Source organism: Uliginosibacterium paludis (assembly GCF_039631355.1).
GTDB lineage: Bacteria > Pseudomonadota > Gammaproteobacteria > Burkholderiales > Rhodocyclaceae > Uliginosibacterium > Uliginosibacterium paludis.
This window is the reverse complement of sequence record NZ_JBDIVF010000001.1, coordinates 784973-806327: the sequence shown is the minus strand read 5'-3', so window position 1 is coordinate 806327 and position 21355 is coordinate 784973. Positions and strand designations below refer to the sequence as shown.

Genomic DNA, 21355 nt, shown 5'->3' with positions numbered 1-21355 from the left:
TTTCCCGCCCGTGCTTGATTGGTGGCGGCATCGGGTCGGGTGTTTGCGGCTAGAATTTCCGCTTTCCCGCAGGACTGGCTTTGAGATGATCCGTTTCGAACGCGTGACCAAGCGTTATCCCGGTGGCCATGAGGCGCTGTCGGATGTGAGCCTGGAAATCCGGCATGGCGAGTTGCTGGTACTGGCCGGCCATTCCGGTGCGGGCAAGAGCACGCTGATCAAGCTGATTGCCGGGCTCGAGAAGCCGAGTGCGGGCAAGGTGTGGGTCAGCGGGCAGGAGGTCGGTGCGCTGCGCGCGAACCAGCTGCCCTATCTGCGCCGCAGTCTCGGGCTGGTGATGCAGGAGCATCGCCTGCTGCACGACCGCACGATTTTCGACAACGTGATGCTGCCGCTGATCGTGACCGGCTATCCGCCGCGCGACGCAGCCAAGCGCGTGCGCGTGGCGCTCGAGAAGGTCGGCATGGCCGAGTTCGAGAAAGCCATGCCGCTGACGCTCTCCGGTGGTGAGCAGCAGCGGGCCGCGATTGCACGCGCCATCGTCAACAAGCCTTCGGTGCTGATCGCCGACGAGCCGACCGCGCATCTCGACCCGGCCTATGCGCGCGAAATCGCGGCGCTGTTCCGCTCCTTCCATTCCGCCGGCGTGACCATCCTGCTGGCCACGCACGACGAAACGCTGTTCTCGCCCTATGGCGCACGCCGGGTCGAACTTTCACGCGGGAGGCTGCTGGCATGAGCCCGTCCTTTCATCCGCATGGCATCGCCCTGCGCCAGGCCTTGTCCCGACTCGGCGCGAAGCCGCTGGCAACCTTTCTTTCCGCGCTGGTCGTGGCCATCGCACTGAGCCTGCCGGTGCTGGGACTCGTGCTGGTCGATAACGTCGGCAGCCTGGCCCGCGGGGTCTCCGGCAAGCCGGAGATCAGCGCCTTCCTGAAGCGGGGCACTGATCCGGTGCAGATCCGTGCCATCGAGTCCCGCCTGCGGGCGGATCCGCGAATCGCCGCGCTGCGCTTCGTGCCGCGGGACGAAGCCCTGCGACAGCTTGCCGAGCGGGGCGGCTTTGCCGACGTGGCCGGCGCCCTGACCGAGAATCCCTTGCCGGATGCCTACATCATCGAACCCAAGGGCGATGAACCCGAGGTGTTCGAGAAGCTTCGCACCGAGCTGGCAGCCCTGCCCGAGGTGGATGTCGTGCAGCTCGATTCGGCCTGGGTCACGCGGCTGCATGCGGCGGTCAGCCTGGCGCGCCAGGCCATGCTGCTGCTGGCATTCCTGCTGGGGGCGGCGCTGGTCATCGTGACCTTCAACACGATCCGCCTGCAGATCCTGACCCAGCGCCACGAGATTTCGGTGAGCCTGCTGCTGGGCGCCACGCGCAGCTTCGTGCGTCGTCCCTATCTCTACTTCGGTTTGCTGCAGGGGCTGCTTGGCGGGCTGGTGGCCTGGGCGCTCGTTGAAGGACTCGTCAGGCTCATTGCGCCGGGCGTCGAAACGCTGGCGCGCAGCTACAACATCGTGGTCGAGATCCAGGGGCCCACGCCGCTTCAGGCCGTGCTGCTGCTGCTCTTCTCGGCCGTGCTTGGCTGGGTGGGCGCGGGCCTCTCCGTGCGTCGCCACCTTCATGATGGACCGGTTGATTGAGGCAGCTGCCTTGCAGCAAGTGGAAACTGCGTATTGCGAAAGTTTTGTTTTCGCACTAGCTTTTCCGGCGGACACCTCCGGGCAGGAATCAGGCTTGCCCGGTACCGCTGTCATAACAACAAGTTCGAGATGCAAGAGCCCGGTTCCGCGCATGCGGAGCGGATAACTGGCGCGGCAGTCCTGCTGCGACCCATCTGATGAAGGAGACAATGAATGAGCCTTTTTTCCACTCGCCGTACGCTGCTGGCTGTTCTCGCCGCCTGTACCGCCGTCGCTTCCGTTCCCGCATTTGCTTCGAAGGACAAGCCTGTCATCGGCTTCTCGATTGACGACCTGCGCGTCGAGCGCTGGACGCGCGACCGCGATTATTTCGTCGAAGCAGCCAAGGCGCTGGGCGCCGAGGTGAACGTCCAGTCGGCTGACGCCAACGAGCAGCGTCAGATCTCGCAGATCGAGAACCTGATCGCCAAGAAGGTCGATGTCATCGTCATTGTTCCCTACAACTCCAAGGTGCTGACGAACACGGTGCGCGACGCCAAGAAAGCCGGCATCAAGGTCGTGTCCTATGACCGCCTGATCCTCAATGCGGATGTGGACGCCTACATTTCCTTCGACAACGAGCGCGTCGGCGCGATGCAGGCCGAAGGCGTCGTGAAGGTCGTGCCCAAGGGCAACTACTACCTCCTCGGTGGCGCGCCCACCGACAACAACGCCAAGCTGCTGCGCGCCGGCCAGATGAAGGTGCTCAAGCCGCTGGCCGACAAGGGCGACATCAAGATCCTGGGCGACCAGTGGGTGAAGGACTGGAACCCCGAGGAAGCGCTCAAGATCACCGAAAACGTGCTGACCAAGAATGCCAACAAGATCGACGCGATCATCGCTTCGAACGATGGCACGGCCGGTGGTGCGATCCAGGCGCTGGCCGCCCAGAAACTCGCCGGCAAGGTTGCCGTGTCGGGGCAGGACTCGGAGCTCGCTGCCGCCAAGCGCGTGATTGCCGGCACGCAGACCCTGACGGTCTACAAGCCGATCCGCCAGATCGCCGCAGGCGCTGCCAAGCTGGCAGTGCAGTTGGTGAAGGGCGAGAAGCCTGACTACAACGCCCAGCTCGACAATGGCAGCAAGAAGGTGGATTCCGTGCTGCTCTCGCCGACGACGATCACCAAGGAAAACGTTGATCTGCTGGTGACCGACAAGTTCTTCACCAAGGAACAGCTCGGTCTGAAGTAAGCGTGAGCCGCATGCGGCAAGGCACGCCTGCCACACCGGTGGCATGCGCCTTGCCGCTGCACGTTTCTGGATGCAGCTCACGGAGGCATGGTGGCTGAATATCTGCTGGAAATGCGTGGCATCGTCAAGGCATTCTCGGGCGTCAAGGCGCTCGATGGCATCAGCCTTGCCGTGCGCGCCGGAGAGTGTGTGGGCCTGTGCGGCGAGAATGGTGCCGGCAAGTCCACGCTGATGAAGGTGCTGTCGGCGGTCTATCCGTACGGCAGCTGGGAAGGCCAGATCTTCTGGGATGGCGCCGAGCTGCGCGCCCGCGGCATCCGGGAAACCGAAGCCGCCGGCATCGTCATCATCCACCAGGAGCTGATGCTGGTGCCGCATCTGTCGGTCACCGAAAACATCTTCCTGGGCAACGAAATCACCGGGTTCGGCGGTCTGCTCGATTACGAGGCGATGCACAGGCGTGCTGCCGAGCTGATGGCCGAGCTGAAGATGCCGCATGTGAATGTGGCGCTGCCTGTCTCGCAATACGGTGGCGGGCATCAGCAGCTCATCGAGATCGCGAAGGCGCTGAACAAGAAGGCGCGTCTGCTGATTCTGGACGAGCCGACTTCCTCGCTGACCCGGTCCGAAACCGCGATCCTGCTCGACATCATCCGCGACCTGAAGCGCAAGGGCGTGGCCTGCGTGATGATTTCCCACAAGCTCGACGAGATCGAGGCGGTGTGTGACACGATCACCGTGATCCGCGACGGGCAGCATATCGGCACGCGGCCGATGGGCGAGCTCTCGGTCGATCAGATCATCACGATGATGGTCGGGCGCGAGATCAGCAATCTCTTCCCGCGTGAGCCGCATGACATTGGCGAGGTCATTTTCGAAGCCCGCAACGTGACCTGCTTCGACGTCGACAACCCCGCCAGGAAACGGGTAGACGACGTGTCCTTCCAGTTGCGCCGTGGCGAAATCCTTGGCGTGGCGGGGCTGGTGGGGGCCGGGCGCACCGAGATGGCGATGGCCATCTTCGGCAGCTATCCCGGTCGCTCGTCACTCAGCATGACGCTCGAGGGCAAGCCCCTGCAGGTTTCTTCACCGCAGGAGGCGGTGGAGGCCGGCATCTGCCTGGTGCCGGAAGACCGCAAGCGGCACGGCATCGTGCCGCTGATGGGCGTGGGCCACAACATCACGCTCTCCGTGCTGCCCGAGTACGCCCGTCACGGCGTGCTGGATGATGCGGGCGAGATGCGCGTGATCGAACGCATGATCGAGCGCATGCGGGTCAAGACCGCCACGCCGCTGCTGCCGATCAAGGGGCTCTCCGGCGGCAATCAGCAGAAGGCCGTGCTGGCCAAGATGCTGCAGCCCAGGCCGAAGGTGCTGATCCTCGACGAGCCCACCCGTGGTGTCGATGTGGGCGCCAAGTTCGAGATCTACAAGCTGATGATGGAGCTGGTGAAGGATGGCATGTCCATCATCATGATCAGCTCCGAACTGCCGGAGCTGCTCGGCGTGAGTGATCGCGTGCTGGTCATCGGCGAAGGTCGCCTGCGCGGCGACTTCATCAATGACGGCCTGAGCCAGGAGACCGTGCTGGCCGCCGCGATCGGCCAGACGAGTCCGGCAGCGCAGAACGGGAACAAGACGGAAGAGACACAGACATGAGCACGCTACGTGATATCCAGCAGGTATTTTCCCGCTACAAGATCCTCGCCCTCCTGATCGCCATCGCGCTGATCTGGGCCTTCTTTGCCTGGCAGAGCGACGGTGCATTCCTGACCGCGCGCAATCTCTCCAACCTGCTTCGCCAGATGGCGATCACCGCCATGCTCGCCTGCGGCATGGTTTTCGTGATCATCTCGGGCGAGATCGATCTCTCGGTCGGCTCCATGCTGGGCCTGCTCGGCGGGGTGGCGGCCGTGCTGGATGTGAGCTTCCACCTGCCGTTCTGGCTCAACCTGCCCATCGTGCTGCTGCTGGGGCTCCTGCTCGGCTTGTTCAACGGTTACTGGATCGCCTATCTGCGCGTGCCTTCCTTCATCGTGGGGCTGGCCGGCATGCTGGTCTTCCGCGGGGTGCTGCTCGCTGTAACCGATGGTTCTACGATTGCGATCGAGTCGGAAAGCTTCGTCGATTTCGGCCAGGCCTATCTGCCTGTGACCGCCGGTTATGTGCTCTCGGTGCTGCTCTTCGGCCTGATGATCTTCTTCAATCTGCGCAGCCGGGCCAACCGCAAGCGCTACAACCTGGCGGTTGCGCCCTGGTGGCAGGAATGCGCCAAGCTCGTCGCCATCGGCATCATCATTGCGGGCTTCGTCACGCTGCTCAACAGCTACGAAGGCATTCCGCTGCCCGTGCTGCTGATGCTGGTGCTGCTCGGCGCCTTCTCGTTCATGGCGCGCAGCACGGTGTTTGGCCGCCGGATCTACGCGGTCGGCTCCAACCTCGAGGCGACGCGTCTTTCCGGCGTGAATACGCGTCTGGTAAAGATGTCACTCTTCGGCCTGATGGGCCTCATGTGCGCGCTGGCGGGCCTGACCAACACCGCGCGGCTGGCCGCCGGCTCGCCTTCGGCCGGCAACATGGGGGAGCTTGACGCGATCGCATCCTGCTTCATCGGCGGCACCTCCATGCGCGGCGGTTCCGGCACGGTGCTGGGTGCCATCATCGGCGCGCTGATCATGGCGAGCCTGGACAACGGGATGTCGATGATGAGCGTGGAGAGCTACTGGCAGATGATCGTCAAGGGCTCGATCCTGCTCCTGGCCGTGTGGCTTGACGTGATTTCGAGCGCTGGGGAGCGCTGAGTCCCGACCGGCTTCGACCGGTGCGTGCCCCTCCGTGGCCGCTCCCGGAGCGGAGGTGCTCCGCAGCGTGGGCATTGCCGGAACTTTGATGTGTGCTTCGTGAAATTTTCACGCATGCAGGAATGCGTTGGCTGGATACTCTCTGTGAAATCAATTCCAGCGGCATGCACGCCGCGTCCCAAGGGGAGAGAGGCGATATGTCAGGGCAATACTGGGGGCTCGAGGATTTTCGCGATGCGGCAGCTGGAGCGGCCGTTCTCGGCAGCGGCGGTGGCGGCTCCTATCAGGATGCGTTGTACATCCTGAACCAGTTTTCCGGCTGGACGGGCAGCGTTCCGGTGCTGCCCTATGATGGCCAGAGCGCCTGCAGCGTCATTGCCATGATGGGGTCGCCCGACGCAGCAGGTGCCATGAGTCTCGATGAGCTTGCGCACTCGATCGGCAATACGCTGAGTGTGCAGGCCCGCGTTTGCGGCTTCAGTCCGGTCTGCGCGATTCCGATCGAGATCGGCCCGATCAACTCGCTGGTGCCGTTGCTGGCCGCGGCTTTGCAGCTCAATGGCATCACGTGGGTGGTGGACGGCGATGGCGCTGGCCGTGCCGTACCCGAGTTGCCGCAAACGACCTATGCCGGCGCCGCCGGGCTGCCGGCGAGCCCGTGTGTGGTGGCCGACAATGCGAGTGATCCGGCGCAGGTGCAGTCCGGCGTGCTGCATGCTGCCGATGCGGCGAAGATTGAAACAATCGGTGGCGCACTGGTGAAGTCCTTCGGTGCCTTTGCCGGTATCTCGATGTGGCCCTCCGGCCCCATGAACGGATTCGCGCTCAGTGGGCAGTACATCCCCGGCACGCTCGAGCAGATCCGCCTGCTTGGCAGTTTCCTCCGCGAGCGCCCTTCGGACCTCGAGCTTGCGGAATGGATCCGCGCCGTGACCGGACGGGAAACCGGGCTCGTGGCCAGCAACCTGTATGTCACGGGCGTGACTCAGGCAACCAGCGCTGCCTCGCTCGATGCGGGTGTCATCGAGTTGAGCGCGACGCCCGAGCCCTCCCCGGCAGGGGCCTGCGTCCGCATCTGCAACCTCAACGAAAACCTGATTGCATGGTCCACCACGTCGCCGGCTCCGCTTGTTGTTGCGCCGGACTCGATCTGCTACTACTCAGCGGACGAAGGCGCGGGGTTTTCCAATGCCACGGATGATCTGTCGGTGTACTACGACTTTTCGGCCGGGCGCAGTACCGGCAAGCGGGTGAGCGTGATCCGGGTGGCAACGCTGCCGCAGCTCAGCGCAAGTCCGGGCGTCATGCAGTCCTTTGCCAGCCTGCTGCGTTCGCTCGGCTATGGTGGAGCGCTGCCTTGCTGAACGGCGGGCCTGCCAGTGACGACCACGAAAGACTGCTTCTGGCCATCGAAGCGGCGGGCCTGGATCTGTGGGAGAACGACCTCGTCGCAGGCAAGGCAACGCTTCCCGCAACGCGCACCTTTCGCGAACTCGGTTATTCGCGGGAGGAGGTAGGGGACACACTGGCGTTCTGGCTCGAAATCATCCATCCGGATGACCGCCCGGCCATCGAGAATGCGCTCGTTGCCTATCGTGACGGTCGCTCCGACAACTATCGTGCCGAGTTCCGCCTGCGCGCCAGAAGTGGCGAGTGGGTCTGGTATGCGAACTATGGCAAGGTCATGAGCGGTTCGGTGGAGACCGGTCTGAACCGGTTCATCGGCGTGACCTTCAACATCAACGAGCGCAAGCATCGCGAGGAAGAACTCGCGCGCATCAATCGCCTGCTGTCGGCCCAGAACCAGCAGCTCGACCAGATGAATGCCCATCTGGAAATGCTCTCGGGCACCGATCCGCTGACCGGACTTTTCAATCGGCGGGCGATGAATGAATGCCTGCATCGCCTGACGCGCAGCGCCGAGTGCGAGGCGGGCGTCCTGTTCGTCGATCTGGATGACTTCAAGAAAACCAACGATATCTACGGCCACGATATCGGCGACATCCTGCTCTGCCAGGTCGCGCAACGGCTGCAGAGCTGCATCAGTGCCGATGACATGATTGCGCGCTTTGGCGGCGACGAGTTCGTGGTGCTGATCCACGGTCGTGGCGAGGGAGGCGTCAGGACGATTCTGGAGGCCGCTTGCGAGCGCATCCTGAACATTCTCGGCCAGCCGTATGTCATCGGTGATCTCTTGCTGAATGCCTGCGGCAGCATCGGCGTGGCCTGTTTCCCGACCCATGGCACCACGGTCGAGAGCCTGACCAAGCGTGCGGATATTGCACTCTATCGTGCCAAGCGCCAGGGGCGCAGCCTGTACCGGTTTTTCGACTCGGGCATGGAGCTCGACCTCTACAACCGCGACAGCCTGGAAAAGGCGCTTCGCGCAGCCCTCAAGACACGTCAGCTGGAGCTGCGCTTCCAGCTCCAGGTGGACCGCAACCTGCGCCCGATCGGGGCCGAAGCCCTGTTGCGCTGGCATCATCCGGTGCGCGGTCTGATCGGCGCCATGGAGTTTCTGCCGGACGCCGTGGCCAGCGGCCTGGTTCATGACATTGACAATCTCGTGCTCGAGAATGCCTGCGCCACGCTCGGAAAATGGCAGCATGACCCTGAGCTGCGGGGGCTTTCGCTGTCGGTGAACATCACCGCGCGGGCCTTTGACTCGCCCTCCATTGCGCCGGCCATCCTGGCCTTGCTCGCCAAGTTCGGCGTGCCGCCGGAAAAACTCTGTCTGGAAATTACCGAGCAGCTGGAGACGCGTTCCTTCGTCACCGCCAACACGGCCATTACCCATCTGCGCGAGCAGGGCGTGCGTATTGCGCTGGACGATTGCGGGACGGGCTTTTCCTCGCTTGAGAGCCTCAAAAGCCTCAGCTTCGATCAGGTCAAGATCGACGGCGTCTTCATCCGCGACATCAACACCAATACCGTCAGTCAGGCGATCGTTGCCGGGTTGATCGGCATCTGTCGAGCCATGGGACTCCAGGTGCTGGCGGAGTGTGTCGAAACACCGGACCAGATGGAGTATCTGCTGGAGGCCGGCGTGGACGGTTTTCAGGGCTATCTGTTTGGCATGCCGCTGCCCTGCGCGGTGCTCGAGGCTGGCGTGCGCGACGCTCCCCAGTCTCAACGCGGCTGATCCGGCCAAAAAAACAGGGCCACCCGAAGGTGGCCCTGCATGTCGCATCTCGCAGACGCTCAGCCCAAGCGGGCAAGCTGCTCCTTGAGCTTCACCAGCGTGGCGCTCATGTCGGCGAGGCGCTTCTTCTCCTGCTCGACCACGGCAGCCGGCGCGCGGGCGACGAAGCCTTCGTTGCCGAGCTTCACTTCGAGCTTGCCGACTTCGATCTCGATCTTGGCGACCTCCTTGCCGATGCGGGCGCGCTCGGCGTCCACGTCGATCTCGATCTTGAGCATCAGGCGGAATTCACCCACCACCTGCACCGGGGCTGGCGATTGCGGCAGCTCGGCACCGACGGCAGTCACTTCGGAGAGCTTGGCGATTGCAGCGAGGTAGGGCGCGTAGGCGCGCACCGTGGCCTCGTCGCCAGCCACCAGCAGCGGCACGCGCTGGCCGGAGAGATTCATCTCGGCGCGCAGGCTGCGGCAGGCGTTGATCAGGGCCTTCAGCTCGGCGACCCTGGCTTCACTGGCTTCGTCGATGCGCTCCGGTGCGCAGGTCGGGTAGCTTGCCGCGCCGATGAAGTCGCTGGCCTTGCGCCCGGCGACCACGCTGACGGTCTGCCACAGCTCTTCGGTGATGAAGGGGATCAGCGGGTGAGCCAGGCGCAGGATGGTTTCCAGGACGCGCACCAGGGTGCGGCGGGTGCCGCGCTGGGTGGCTTCGTCGCCGGTCTGCAACTGCACCTTGGCGAGTTCCAGATACCAGTCGCAGTACTCGTCCCACACCAGCTCGTAGATCGTGCGGGCGGCCATGTCGAGGCGGTAGTCGGCGAAGTTCTGCGCCATATCGGCTTCGGCGCGCTGCAGGCGGCTGGTCATCCAGCGGTCGGCGAAGGAGAAGCGCAGGTACTGGCCGTCGCAGGCGTCGACCTTGTGGTTGTCCAGCCCGCAGTCCTTGCCTTCGCAGTTCATCAGCACGAAGCGGGTGGCGTTCCACAGCTTGTTGCAGAAGTTGCGATAGCCCTCGCAACGCTGCATGTCGAACTTGATGTCGCGGCCCAGTGAGGCGAGCGAGGCGAAGGTGAAGCGCAGCGCGTCGGTGCCGAAGGCGGGAATGCCTTCCGGATATTCCTTGCGGGTCTTCTTCTCGATCTGCGCGGCCTGCTTCGGGTTCATGAGGCCGGTGGTGCGCTTGGCAACCAGTTCTTCCAGACCGATGCCGTCGATGAGGTCGATCGGGTCGAGCACGTTGCCTTTCGATTTGCTCATCTTCTGGCCTTCCGCGTCGCGGATCAGGCCGTGCACATAGACGTGCTTGAACGGGATCTTGCCGGTGATGTGCTTGGTCATCATGATCATCCGGGCGACCCAGAAGAAGATGATGTCAAAGCCGGTGACCAGCACCGAGGAGGGCAGGTAGAGGTCCATCGCGGGGTTGGACTTTTCCGGCCATTTCGGCGTCCAGTCCAGCGTTGAGAACGGCCACAGCGCGGAGGAGTACCAGGTGTCGAGCACGTCGTTGTCGCGCGTGAGCTCGCCGCTGTAGCCATCCTTGGCGGCCAGCGCTTTCGCTTCGGTTTCGTCGTGGGCAACCCACACGCGGCCATCCGTGCCATGCCAGGCGGGAATCTGGTGGCCCCACCACAGCTGGCGCGAGATGCACCAGTCCTGCAGGTTGCGCATCCACGAGTAATAGGTGTTCACCCAGTTCTCGGGCACGAACTTCACTTCGCCGGATTCGACCACTTCCAGCGCCTTCTGGCCGATGCTCTTGCCATCCGGGCCGGGCTTGTTGACGGCGACGAACCACTGGTCGGTGAGCATCGGCTCGATGACCACATTGGTGCGGTCGCCGCGCGGCACCTGCAGCTTGTGCGGCTTGATCTCGCCCAAGAGGCCCAGGGTTTCGAAGTCGGCAACGATCTGCTTGCGGGCTTCGAAGCGATCCAGGCCGTGGTACTTGGCGGGCGCGTTGTCGTTGATCTTGGCGTCCAGCGACAGCACCGAAATCATCGGCAGGTGATGGCGCTGGCCGACGGCGTAGTCGTTGAAGTCATGCGCCGGGGTCACCTTCACGCAGCCGGTGCCGAATTCCTTGTCGACGTACTCGTCGGCAATGATCGGGATCTCGCGCCACTGCTTGGCGTCCAGCACGTCGCCGCTCATCGATGACAATGGCAAGCGGATCATCTGGCCGATCAGGTGCTTGTAGCGCTCGTCTTCCGGATGAACCATCACGGCGGTGTCGCCGAGCATGGTTTCCGGGCGGGTCGTTGCTACGGTAAGAAAGCCCGAGCCATCGGCGAGCGGGTAGTTCAGGTGCCACAGGTGGCCGTCTTCTTCCTCGGACACCACTTCGAGGTCAGACACCGCCGTGCCCAGCACCGGGTCCCAGTTCACCAGACGCTTGCCGCGGTAGATCAGGCCTTCGTTGTAGAGGCGCACGAAGGTTTCGGTCACGATCTTGGAGAGGCCAGAATCCATCGTGAAGCGCTCGCGCGACCAGTCCGGCGAGGTGCCCAGCCGCCGCATCTGGCGCGTGATGGTGTTGCCCGAGAATTCCTTCCACTCCCACACCTTCTCGAGGAATTTCTCGCGGCCCAGATCGTGGCGCGACACGCCCTGCGCATCGAGCTGGCGCTCCACCACGATCTGCGTGGCGATGCCGGCGTGGTCGGTGCCCGGCTGCCACAGCGTGTTGGCGCCGCTCATGCGGTGGTAGCGGGTCAGCGCATCCATGATGGTCTGGTTGAAGCCATGGCCCATGTGCAGCGTGCCGGTCACGTTTGGCGGCGGCAGCAGGATGCAGAAAGACTGGTCGGCGGGCTTGCTGGTGTCGGTGCCGGCGGCGAAATAGCCGGACTGCTCCCATTGCGGGTACCAGCGCGATTCGATATCGGCCGGTTCAAAGCTCTTGGCGAGTTCCATGCGGAAACCTGGGGAAAAAGACTGGGGAAAGGCGCAATTATACCGGCTGGCGCCGGCTTTCCCCTGCCAAATGCGGCTCAGCGATGGGCAAGCATCTCGTCGAGGAGCGGTTGCATGGCTTCTGCCCAGATCTGGTAACCCTTGCGCGAGGGGTGGAGCTGGTCCGGCATCAGCTCCGGAGGAATGCGTCCATCCTGCAGAAAGCGCCCGCCGAGGTCGAGAAAGCGAGTCTGGTCCCCATCGTCGAGTCTGGCCAGTTCCGCGTTCGCTTCGCGGATGGCCTGCATGCGTTGCGCGCTGTCGTCCCGCGCCGCGCCTGGCCTGGGGCCGCGCGGCAGGATCGCCAGCAGCAGGATGCGCGCCTGGGGTTGCCGGCTCCGGATCAGGCTGAGGATCTGGCGCACACCGGCCGCGATCTGGCTGCCGCTGCGGCTGGCGCTGTCATTGGTGCCGATCATCAGCACGATGACGCGCGGGCGGATGGTCTCCAGTTCGCCGTTGTCGAGGCGCCACAGCACATGATCGATGCGGTCGCCGCCAATCCCGAAGTTGGCGGCCTGGAAGGCGGCGTAGCGTTCACTCCAGATGTCGGCGGCATGCCGTGCCCAGCCTTCTGTGATCGAGTCGCCGATGAACAGCAGTCCGACCGGCCCTTGCCTGCCGCGCTGCAGGAAGCTCTCATGGCGAGCGAGAAAGTGGCCGCCATCCTGTTTCGGGCTGCCCAGCCCTTGCGGCGGGCGTGATTCCGTTGCCGGTGGCAGGGTGGTGCAGGCGCCGAGCAGCAGGAAGCAGAGGAGCAGGGCGCGCATGGGCGGCTTCAGTGCTGATCGGGATCTTCGGCGCGCAGTGCGCTTTCGAGGACTTTCGAGACCTGCTCCGAGAGCTCGGGCAGCAGCGTGGCCCGCATATGGGCAGCGGTCTGCACCCGCAGTCGTTCAGACAAGCCCAGCAGTTCGCTGGCGATGATCGGCGGCAGTTCCTTGGCCAGCCATTGCTGGAGACTCTGGGCGATCTGCGCATCCAGCTCGATGAGGCGTTCGCTCATTGCCGAGGCGGCTTGCTGGACGGCCTCCTGCCGGGCGGCCTGGATGGCTGGCCACTGATTGATTTCGGCTTCTTCGCGACCCTGGCGCACCGCGGCCTGGATCGCATGCTGGTTCATCTGGCGTGCTTCGTTCAGCGCGTCGGCGCGGGCACGGGCAACCGCGTCATGGAGGGCGTGCTGGTGCTCGGCGCGCATTTCCGCGCGCGTGCGCTCGACGGCTTCGTCCACCGCCTTCTCGATGACCTGCTTCGGCGGCAGCGGGCTCAGCTGCTGGAACTGGCCGCGCGGGGTCAGGTCGTCATCTTCGAGGTCGAGCGCCAGCAGCACCTTGTTGTCTGCCGCAGAGAAGGCGGCCTGCTGTGCGGCCGTGGGGACGACGAGTGTTTCGGTGAGTTCGGGCAGGTCGTCTTCGACCACATCGGTCAGCATCGGGAGTTCTTCCGCATTGGGCGCTACACCGTCGGTACGGTTGCGACGGATCAGCGCATCAGCCTTGTTCAGCAGTGCGTGATCAAAACTCGGGTCGTCACCAGCGTGTGTACTCATGTTCGGGGCGGGGCGAGGTCAAATCCCTGGACGGTGTGCGAGCGTTCCTTGTAGAAGCGCCAGCGGGAGCGGGCGGCCAGGCGTCCAGCTTCGTCTCCGGCCACGATCTCGACGAGATTCCTGAATTGATCAAAGCCTTCCGGCAGATCATCCGCCAGATTGAGCAGAAGGTCATCATGCGGCAGATCAGCGAGCCGGGTGGTGATGACGATTGGCGTCCGGGCCGCCAGCGGCGACTGGATGCTGACATGAGGGAGGAAGGCGTGCTGCTCCCACAATTGCAGATCAAAGCTGCGCGCAGCGGCCGCGTCGGGGGCAAACACCACCACCCGATGGCCCTGCGCGACAGCCTTGCCCGCAATCACGCCAGCCGCCCTGAGGCGGTCCGGCGCGTTGTAGTAGAACCTGACGGCGGTCACTGACCTGCCCGGTTGATCAGGAACTCGGTGAGCAGCGGTACCGGGCGTCCGGTAGCGCCTTTCTCCGCGCCGCTCTTCCAGGCCGTGCCGGCGATGTCCAGGTGTGCCCACTTGTAGGACTTGGCAAAGCGCGACAGGAAGCAGGCGGCGGTGATGCTGCCCGCCGGACGGCCGCCAATGTTGGCCATGTCGGCGAAGTTGCTCTTGAGCTGATCCTGGTATTCGTCGAAGAGCGGCATGCGCCAGGCGCGGTCACCTGTTTTCTGGCCGGCGTTGAGCAGCGATGCGGCCAGATCGTCGTCGTTGGCATAGAGGCCGCTGGTCTGGTGGCCCAGCGCGATCACGCAGGCGCCGGTCAGCGTGGCGATATCGATCACCAGGGCCGGCTTGAAGTTTTCGGCATAGGTCAGCGCATCGCAGAGGATCAGGCGACCTTCGGCGTCGGTGTTGAGGATCTCGATGGTCTGGCCCGACAGCGAGGTCACGACGTCGCCCGGCTTCACCGCGAGCCCATCCGGCAGATTTTCCGTGGCGGGGATCAGGCCGACGAGGTTGATCGGCAGACCGAGCTTCGCCACGGTGCGGAAGGTGCCCAGCACGGAGGCGGCGCCGCACATGTCGAACTTCATTTCGTCCATGCCTTCACCCGGCTTCAGCGAGATGCCGCCGGCGTCGAAGGTGATGCCCTTGCCGACCAGCACGACCGGTGCTTCCTTGGCTTTGCCGCCCTTGTATTCCAGCACGATGAAGCGCGGCTCCTCGCGGGTCCCCTGGGCGACCGACAGGAAGCTGCCCATGCCGAGCTCTTCGATGCCCGCACGGTCAAACACCTTGACCTTGAGCTTGTATTCGCGAGCCAGGCTCCTGGCCGTATCGGCCAGCGTCGTCGGCGTGCAGTAGTTGCCCGGCAGGTTGCCGAGGTCGCGGGCCAGTGCCTGGCCCGCCGCAATCGCGCTGCCCTGTTCGATGGCCAGGCGCGCAGCGGCGTCGCTCTTGCCTTGCAGGATGAACTCGAACTTCACCGGGCCGGCCGGCTTCTTTTCGGTCACGGACTTGATCGCATCAAAGCGGTAGCTCGCGTCGGCGAGCAGCGTGCTGGCCGTGCGCAGGCTTTCCGGCAGACCGAGGCCTGCCGCGACCAGATCACTGGCGCAGAGGGCGGCATGGGCCGACTTGCCATTGGCCAGCGCCTTGCCGGCGGCGCTCAGTGCGGTCCGCAGGGCCTTGGCATCCAGCTCTGCACGCTTGCCGAGGCTGACGACCAGAACGCGCGCAGCCGCGGCGCCGGGCAGCGTGGGCAGCAGCAGCGTGCTGCCGGCCTTGTCGTCCAGATCCCGCCGCACGATCTTTGCCAGCAGGCCTTCGCTTGCCGCATCAAGGGCGGCGAATTGCGGGCCGTTCTCGCCGTCGGCACAGCGCGGCACGACCAGGCAGTCGGTTTTCAGTTTCTCGGGGGAGCTGGCTTTTATGCTAAATTCCATGACCTTTTTTTCCTTTTGGGATCTGCGGTGAACGGGGCTGGCACATGGTTTTGCCGGCCAGCGCCCAGACTCCGGATTATCCCCGCAGCGGCTTGATGCCGTCAAAGCGAGTCTGCCCAATCATGATTTTTCGCCGTGCAGCAATGCGCGAATTCGCAGGAACGGCCGCCGCGATTTTCGTGGCCCTGTTCTTCATTCTGGTAACCGTGATTCTGGTGCGCCTGCTCTCCCAGGCGGCCGGCGGGCGCCTGCCTGCGGATGCCGTGCTCGCGCTGATCGGATTTTCGGCGCTCAATCACCTGCCGGTAGTGCTGGCGCTGTCTGTTTTCATCGCCATCCTGCTGTCGATCACGCGCAGCTATCGCGACTCCGAAATGGTGGTCTGGTTCTCTGCCGGCCTGCCGCTGACGGCCTGGCTGCGGCCCGTGCTGGGCTTTGCGCTGCCGATCGTGCTGGTTGTCGCCGGGCTCTCGCTCTTCCTTTCGCCCTGGGCTCAGGGCAAGGCGCTGGAGTATCGCAAGCGGCTGGAATCCCGTGATGAAGTGTCGCGTGTCGCGCCAGGGGTGTTTCGTGAGTCCTCGGGGTCGCAGCGCGTGTTTTTTGTCGAAGCGGTCGATCGCGAGAGCGGGCTGGTGCGCAATGTGTTCATCAACTCGGTGGAGTCCGGCAAGCAGAGCCTGACGGTGGCGAGCGAGGGGCATGTCGAAAGCGCAGCCAATGGCGACCGTTTCGTGGTGCTGCGAAATGGCTATCGTTATGAGGGCGAACCCGGGACCGCGGCTTTTCGCGTGACCGAATTCAAGCGCTATGACGTGCGGATCGAACCGCGCGAAATCGGCGTGCTGGAGATGACGCCCCGTACCGAGGCGACGATCACGCTGCTGACCGAGTCTTCCGACTCCAACAGGGGAGAGCTTGCCTGGCGCTTCGGCATTCCGCTGGCAACGCTGATCCTGGCGCTGCTTGCGATTCCGCTGGCCTTCGTGAATCCGCGGGCGGGGCGTGCGAACAATCTTGTTTTCGCTGTGCTGGCCTTCTCGATCTATTTCAACCTGCTGGGAGTGAGTCAGGCCTGGATCTCCAAGGGACGTCTCGATCTGCTTGTCGGGGCCGGCGTGGTCCATGGCGGCATGCTCCTGCTGCTCCTGCTGCTTTTCTTGCTGCGCATGGCACCTGACTGGCGACGCTTTACGCGATGAAAACTGCACGCGCCTATCTTCGTCGCGAAATCGTCGCGGCTACCCTCCTGGTGCTCGGGGCCTTTCTGTGTCTCTTCGCCTTCTTTGATTTTCTGGCTGAGCTCGAAGAGCTCGGCAAGGGCGGCTACCAACTCAAGCACGCGCTTATTTTTGTTGCATTGTCGATTCCGAGCCGTGCTTACGAGGTGATGCCCATTGCGGTGCTGATCGGCACGCTCTATGCGCTGACCCAGTTCGCCCGCAACTCCGAGCTGACCGTCCTGCGGGCCTCGGGTGTTTCGACCCGGCAACTGCTGACGGCGCTGCTGAGCATCGGCCTGATCTTTGCCGCGGCCACCTTCGTGATCGGTGAGTATGTCGCGCCGCCGCTTGAGCGTATCGGTCAGAAATGGCGCCTGCGCAGCACCAATGCCAGCGTGCCGCAGGAACTGCGGACGGGCATGTGGATGCGCGACGGGCGTCTCTTCGTCAATGTGCAGCGTGTGTTGCCGGATGCCTCGCTGGAGCGTGTCAAGATCTTCGAGTTCGACGAGCGTAGCCGGCTGGTGTCTCTCAACGTGGCGCAGAAAGGCGTGTATTCGCGCACAGATGGCTGGATGCTGAGCGATGTGGTGCAGACGCGGTTTCATGCCGAACGGACCGAACTGCTCAGGATGCCGACACTTCGCTGGAGCTCCGAGCTGACGCCGGAAATGATCAGCGTGGTCATGGTGACGCCGGAGCGCATGGCGCTGGGCAGTCTTTACCAGTACACCCGCCATCTGGCTGCGAATGCGCAGCGCACCGGGCGTTACGAGGTTGCCTTCTGGAAGAAGCTGATCTATCCGCTGGCGGCGCTCGTGATGATGGGGCTGGCGCTGCCGTTCTGTCTGGGCAACCAGCGCTCGGTGAATGTGGGGGCAAGAGTGCTGACGGGCGTGATGCTGGGTATCGGTTTCTATCTGCTCAATGCGCTGATTTCCAACATCGGCATTCTCAATGCCTGGCCTGCGCTGCTCAGCGCTTCCCTGCCCAGCGTGGTGTTCTTCCTGCTGGCCGTCGGTCTCATGTGGACGGTCGATCGGCGCTGAGTGATGCGGGCGTCAGTCCGCTTCCTGGTTGATGCGGGGATTGAAGACGATTGCCGTGCCGCAGAGGCGGTCGTGAATGAACTGGCGATCGCGATCGACAAAGGCCGCCCAGATCAGACCGAAGCCGCTCAGTGTCAGCAGGGTTGAGGGCCAGGACAGTGCATAGCGCAGGGCACATTGCCCGAGGCCGGGCGCACGGCCGCTTGCAACATCCACCAGCTGGAGCTGCCAGGTCTGCATCGCAAGCGTCTGACCGTTCCGGCGCCAGAGCCAGACAAAATACACCCCCAGCAAAATGAAGATATAGAGCCACTCGAGCCAGCCAGCGACCTGGATGCCGGTCATCATGCCCAGCGCCATGAGCGGAACAAGAAAGCCAGCGGCCAGGACGCCCAGAAGGAGCAGGCTCTCATAGAGAAGGCTGGACAGGCGGCGGCGCAGCGAGGCGAATTCAACGATGGCAGGCATCGGGCAGCTCGGTGGGTTGGCTGACGACACCAGGAGCGTCGTCAGAAGTCGCTGTCGTCCGGCTCTTCCGGTTCTTCAGCGGGCGGGGGCGCCGATATTACCGCAACCGGCGCGGGCCGGGTCGGCGCACCCTTGAGTGTCAGTGCCTTGGGCGGGCGCGCCGGGGCCGGTGTGCCGGCCGGAGCGGAGGCTGCGGGCACCGGCGTGGGCGCAGGGGCCTTGACGACGGGGCGTCCACCGCCGCGAAGCCGCTGCTTTTCTTCCTCGGGCAGCGCAGAGTACTCGCGCCATTTTTCTTCGAGGAGTTTCTGCTGGTCGGAACTGCCGGTGTGCAGTTGCTTGTACTGGATGCGCGCCAGATCGCGTTGTGCGGGCGTCAGCAGAACCCAGTCCCGCATGCGATCCTGCATCCGGGCCTGCTCGATGTCGCTCATGCGGGCAAAGCGCTGGGCGATCCCGAGCCATTTTTCCCGGCTGGCGTCCGACATGCGGTTCCACTCGCGCGCAAGGGGCGCCAGTGCGGTGCGCTGCTGAGCGTTGAGCTGTTTCCAGCTGGGCTGTGCGTCAGACAGGAAGCTGCCGGTCTCTGCGAAGACCGGTCCGCTCAGACTGAAGAGAAGGATCAGTGCTGCGAGGAGTCTGCCAGCCATGTCTGGAAGCCGCTGTCGAGGTAGGCGCTGATCGGGAGGTCGTCGCTCAGCAGCGCAGCATCGATATCTTCCTGGTTTTCCATGTGCTGGACCGACATCAGGTGATTGCCGGCGGAGAGGGCTGCGACCAGGATGCCGGCCATCAGTACCGGCCGCAGCTTGCCTTCCATCCAGCCGCGGCTGATCTGGCCGAAGCCCGCAGCAGAGAGGACGGCGGCCGGGGCCATGTGGTGCTGCAGCGCGGCTTGCCGGGCTTCGAAAAGACGCGTGGAAGCGCGCGAAGAAATGCCGGACAGGCTGGCATTGAGCTGGTGACGGACGAAAAGTCCGACGGCCCGTTCATCCCGATCCTGGAAGTCTGTGGTGTTCATAGTTCGATTCCTTTGGCACGCAAGGCCGCCGCCAGGGTGTGGCTTGCTCTGGAGCAGTGGGTTTTCACGCTGCCCTCCGAGCAGCCCATGGCGGCAGCAGTCTCGGCAATATCCATTTCCTCCCAGTAACGCATGAGGAATGCTTCGCGTTGACGTGCCGGCAACTTTGCAATTTCCGCCTCGATGATGGAGAGCGTCCGCGATTGCTCGAGTCGGCCCAGCGGGCTTGCTGCCTGCATGCCCGTGTCTTCGTCGGCCATGCTCTCGAGCGGATCATTATCGTCGTCTTCGCTGTTGTTGCCGAAGGCGGATAAAAGGGTGACCCAAAGGTTCCGCACCTTGGAGCGGCGCATGTGGTCGCGCATCGCGTTCTGCAGAATGCGCTGGAACAGCATGGGGAACTCTTCGGGCGGACGATGGCCGTAGCTTTCCGAAAGCTTGAGCATGGCTTCCTGCACGACGTCGAGCGCAGCATCTTCGTCGCGCAGGGCGAATTGCACCTGGCGGAAGGCCCTGCGTTCTACGGAAGCAAGAAAATCGGAAAGTTCTAGTCGGGTCGCCAGAGTCGGACCTGTCGGGGCGTTGGACCGTGCGGCGCCTTGACCAATCCTGATGGCGCCGGTAAGGTATCGGGTTCTTTTATGGGGTCTCTGGGTGCTGGAATGGTCTTGACCGGTGCGGAAATTGTAGTGAGGTGCCTGCAGGAAGAAAAGGTCGAGTATGTTTTCGGCTATCCCGGCGGCGCAGTGCTCTTCCTTTATGACGAGATCTTCAAGCAGGACGCCGTGCGTCACGTACTCGTCCGTCATGAGCAGGCCGCCGTGCATGCAGCCGATGGTTATGCCCGCTCGACCGAAAAGGTCGGCGTTGCGTTGGTGACCTCTGGCCCGGGTGCAACGAATGCCGTGACCGGCATTGCGACCGCCTACATGGACTCCATTCCGCTGGTGATCATCAGTGGCCAGGTGCCGACTGCGGCAATCGGCCTGGATGCATTCCAGGAAGTCGATACCGTCGGCATCACGCGTCCCTGCGTGAAGCACAATTTCCTGGTGCGGGATGTCCGTGACATCGCGGCCACGATCAAGAAGGCGTTTCATATCGCGCGCACCGGCCGCCCCGGCCCCGTGCTGGTTGATATTCCCAAGGATGTTACCGCCCAGCGCTGCGAGTACGCCTATCCCGAGTCGGTCACGCTCCGATCCTACAATCCGGTGCTGAAGGGCCATTCCGGTCAGATCCGGAAGGCGGTTCAGCTTCTGCTCGAAGCACGGCGACCGATGATCTATACCGGTGGCGGCGTGGTCCTTGCGAATGCTGCGGAAAAGCTGACCAGGCTCGGCCGCATGCTGGGTTTTCCGGTGACGAATACCTTGATGGGCTTGGGGGGCTACCCTGCTTCCGACAAGAACTTTGTTGGCATGCTGGGCATGCACGGCACCTATGAAGCCAACATGGCCATGCATTACTGTGACGTGCTGCTGGCAGTGGGGGCGCGCTTTGATGATCGCGTGATCGGCAATACCGCGCATTTTGCGCAGGAACCCCGTCGGATCATCCATGTCGATATCGATCCGTCTTCGATCTCCAAGCGGGTGAAGGTCGATGTGCCCATCGTGGGCGACGTGGGCGACGTCTTGGACGACATGATTGCCTGTCTCGAAGCCGAGCAGGCGAAGCCCGATCCCGCGCGGGTATCGGACTGGTGGCGCCAGATCGGCGAGTGGCGCAGCCGTGACAGTCTGGGCTATCGCAACTCCGACGAAATCATCAAGCCGCAGTTCGTGGTCCAGAAATTGTGGGAAGTCACCGAGGGCGATGCCTTCGTCACGACTGACGTCGGCCAGCACCAGATGTGGTCCGCGCAGTATTACCGGTTTGACAAGCCGCGCCGCTGGGTGACCTCGGGCGGGCTCGGAACGATGGGCTTCGGTTTGCCCGCAGCGATGGGCGTTCAGCTTGCCAATCCCGGCTCACCAGTGGCCTGCATCACCGGCGAGGGTTCCATCCAGATGTGCATCCAGGAGCTCTCTACCTGCAAGCAGTATCGTCTGCCGATCAAGGTACTGTCGCTCAACAACCGCTATCTCGGCATGGTTCGCCAGTGGCAGGAAATTTTCCACGGCAACCGCTACTCGGAGTCCTACATGGACTCGCTGCCTGATTTCGTGAAACTGGCCGAAGCCTATGGCCACATCGGCATCCAGGTTACGAAGCCCGGTGACGTCGAAGGTGCGCTGCGCGAGGCATTTGCGCGCAAGAATGATCTGGTGTTCATGGATTTCCAGATCGACCAGACCGAGAATGTCTATCCGATGATCCAGGGCGGAAAGGGTCTCAACGAGATGATCCTGTCGTCCGAAGACCTCTGAGCGAG

The 21355-nt window shown here is 63.6% G+C and carries 19 protein-coding genes; 10 read left to right on the top strand and 9 right to left on the bottom strand.

The window, feature by feature from the left end; translation table 11 throughout:
* Positions 1-85 precede the first annotated feature (85 nt).
* The 7 genes from ABDB87_RS03890 (at position 86) to ABDB87_RS03860 (ending at position 8817) form a co-directional block, all read left to right on the top strand.
* Positions 86-739, top strand: a complete 654-nt coding sequence (locus ABDB87_RS03890) for a cell division ATP-binding protein FtsE (RefSeq protein WP_345924247.1) — start codon at positions 86-88, stop codon at positions 737-739.
* Positions 736-1644, top strand: coding sequence for a permease-like cell division protein FtsX (ftsX, locus tag ABDB87_RS03885; RefSeq protein ID WP_345924246.1), 909 nt, complete (start codon positions 736-738; stop codon positions 1642-1644). Before ABDB87_RS03890 ends, ftsX begins: the two co-directional genes overlap by 4 nt.
* 213 nt (positions 1645-1857) lie before the next feature.
* Positions 1858-2874, top strand: a complete 1017-nt coding sequence (xylF, locus tag ABDB87_RS03880; protein ID WP_345924245.1) for a D-xylose ABC transporter substrate-binding protein — start codon at positions 1858-1860, stop codon at positions 2872-2874.
* A gap of 87 nt (positions 2875-2961) precedes the next feature.
* The gene (xylG, locus tag ABDB87_RS03875) at positions 2962-4533 is read left to right on the top strand and encodes a D-xylose ABC transporter ATP-binding protein (protein WP_345924244.1); all 1572 of its coding nucleotides are present in this window, start codon (positions 2962-2964) and stop codon (positions 4531-4533) included.
* Complete coding sequence (locus ABDB87_RS03870; protein ID WP_345924243.1) at positions 4530-5675, top strand: sugar ABC transporter permease; 1146 nt, start codon at positions 4530-4532, stop codon at positions 5673-5675. Before xylG ends, ABDB87_RS03870 begins: the two co-directional genes overlap by 4 nt.
* A gap of 197 nt (positions 5676-5872) precedes the next feature.
* Positions 5873-7039 (top strand): S-methyl thiohydantoin desulfurase domain-containing protein, encoded by a 1167-nt coding sequence (locus ABDB87_RS03865; protein WP_345924242.1) that lies wholly within the window; start codon positions 5873-5875, stop codon positions 7037-7039.
* On the top strand, positions 7033-8817 hold the full coding sequence (locus ABDB87_RS03860; protein ID WP_345924241.1) for a putative bifunctional diguanylate cyclase/phosphodiesterase: 1785 nt from the start codon (positions 7033-7035) through the stop codon (positions 8815-8817). The genes ABDB87_RS03865 and ABDB87_RS03860 overlap by 7 nt, the downstream gene beginning before the upstream one ends.
* A gap of 59 nt (positions 8818-8876) precedes the next feature.
* Here the strand turns inward: ABDB87_RS03860 and ABDB87_RS03855 are convergent, their stop codons facing one another.
* The 5 genes from ABDB87_RS03855 to ABDB87_RS03835 all read right to left on the bottom strand — a co-directional run bounded on the left by ABDB87_RS03855 (position 8877) and on the right by ABDB87_RS03835 (position 15220).
* The gene (locus ABDB87_RS03855) at positions 8877-11729 is read right to left on the bottom strand and encodes a valine--tRNA ligase (protein WP_345924240.1); all 2853 of its coding nucleotides are present in this window, start codon (positions 11727-11729) and stop codon (positions 8877-8879) included.
* Positions 11730-11806: 77 nt separating this feature from the next.
* Positions 11807-12538 (bottom strand): GDSL-type esterase/lipase family protein, encoded by a 732-nt coding sequence (locus ABDB87_RS03850; RefSeq protein ID WP_345924239.1) that lies wholly within the window; start codon positions 12536-12538, stop codon positions 11807-11809.
* Between the two features lie 8 nt (positions 12539-12546).
* Positions 12547-13320, bottom strand: a complete 774-nt coding sequence (locus tag ABDB87_RS03845; RefSeq protein ID WP_345924238.1) for a hypothetical protein — start codon at positions 13318-13320, stop codon at positions 12547-12549.
* Complete coding sequence (locus tag ABDB87_RS03840; protein ID WP_345924237.1) at positions 13317-13739, bottom strand: DNA polymerase III subunit chi; 423 nt, start codon at positions 13737-13739, stop codon at positions 13317-13319. The genes ABDB87_RS03845 and ABDB87_RS03840 overlap by 4 nt, the downstream gene beginning before the upstream one ends.
* Positions 13736-15220: a leucyl aminopeptidase gene (locus ABDB87_RS03835; protein ID WP_345924236.1), complete on the bottom strand. Its 1485-nt coding sequence runs from the start codon at positions 15218-15220 to the stop codon at positions 13736-13738. The genes ABDB87_RS03840 and ABDB87_RS03835 overlap by 4 nt, the downstream gene beginning before the upstream one ends.
* A gap of 122 nt (positions 15221-15342) precedes the next feature.
* On the opposite strand from ABDB87_RS03835, the gene lptF reads away from it, so the two are divergent.
* Entirely contained in the window at positions 15343-16419 is a 1077-nt protein-coding gene (gene lptF, locus ABDB87_RS03830) for an LPS export ABC transporter permease LptF (protein WP_345924235.1), read from the top strand.
* Complete coding sequence (gene lptG / locus ABDB87_RS03825; RefSeq protein WP_345924234.1) at positions 16416-17489, top strand: LPS export ABC transporter permease LptG; 1074 nt, start codon at positions 16416-16418, stop codon at positions 17487-17489. The genes lptF and lptG overlap by 4 nt, the downstream gene beginning before the upstream one ends.
* Positions 17490-17501: 12 nt before the next feature.
* Here lptG and ABDB87_RS03820 read toward each other — a convergent pair whose 3' ends face one another.
* The 4 genes from ABDB87_RS03820 to ABDB87_RS03805 are packed head-to-tail and all read right to left on the bottom strand — an operon-like array spanning position 17502 to position 19739.
* Complete coding sequence (locus ABDB87_RS03820) at positions 17502-17957, bottom strand: RDD family protein (protein WP_345924233.1); 456 nt, start codon at positions 17955-17957, stop codon at positions 17502-17504.
* A 41-nt stretch (positions 17958-17998) separates the two neighbouring features.
* On the bottom strand, positions 17999-18607 hold the full coding sequence (locus tag ABDB87_RS03815) for a DUF3106 domain-containing protein (protein ID WP_345924232.1): 609 nt from the start codon (positions 18605-18607) through the stop codon (positions 17999-18001).
* A complete protein-coding gene (locus tag ABDB87_RS03810; RefSeq protein WP_345924231.1) occupies positions 18580-18978 on the bottom strand; it encodes a DUF3619 family protein in 399 nt (132 codons plus the stop codon). Before ABDB87_RS03810 ends, ABDB87_RS03815 begins: the two co-directional genes overlap by 28 nt.
* Positions 18975-19739 carry an RNA polymerase sigma factor gene (locus tag ABDB87_RS03805; RefSeq protein ID WP_428715120.1) on the bottom strand — a complete coding sequence of 255 codons (765 nt, stop codon included), beginning with the start codon at positions 19737-19739 and terminating at the stop codon, positions 18975-18977. Before ABDB87_RS03805 ends, ABDB87_RS03810 begins: the two co-directional genes overlap by 4 nt.
* Between ABDB87_RS03805 and ABDB87_RS03800 the strand changes: the two genes are divergently transcribed.
* Entirely contained in the window at positions 19641-21350 is a 1710-nt protein-coding gene (locus ABDB87_RS03800; RefSeq protein ID WP_385918210.1) for an acetolactate synthase 3 catalytic subunit, read from the top strand. The two genes, ABDB87_RS03805 and ABDB87_RS03800, sit on opposite strands and share 99 nt — an antisense overlap.
* Positions 21351-21355 lie beyond the last annotated feature (5 nt).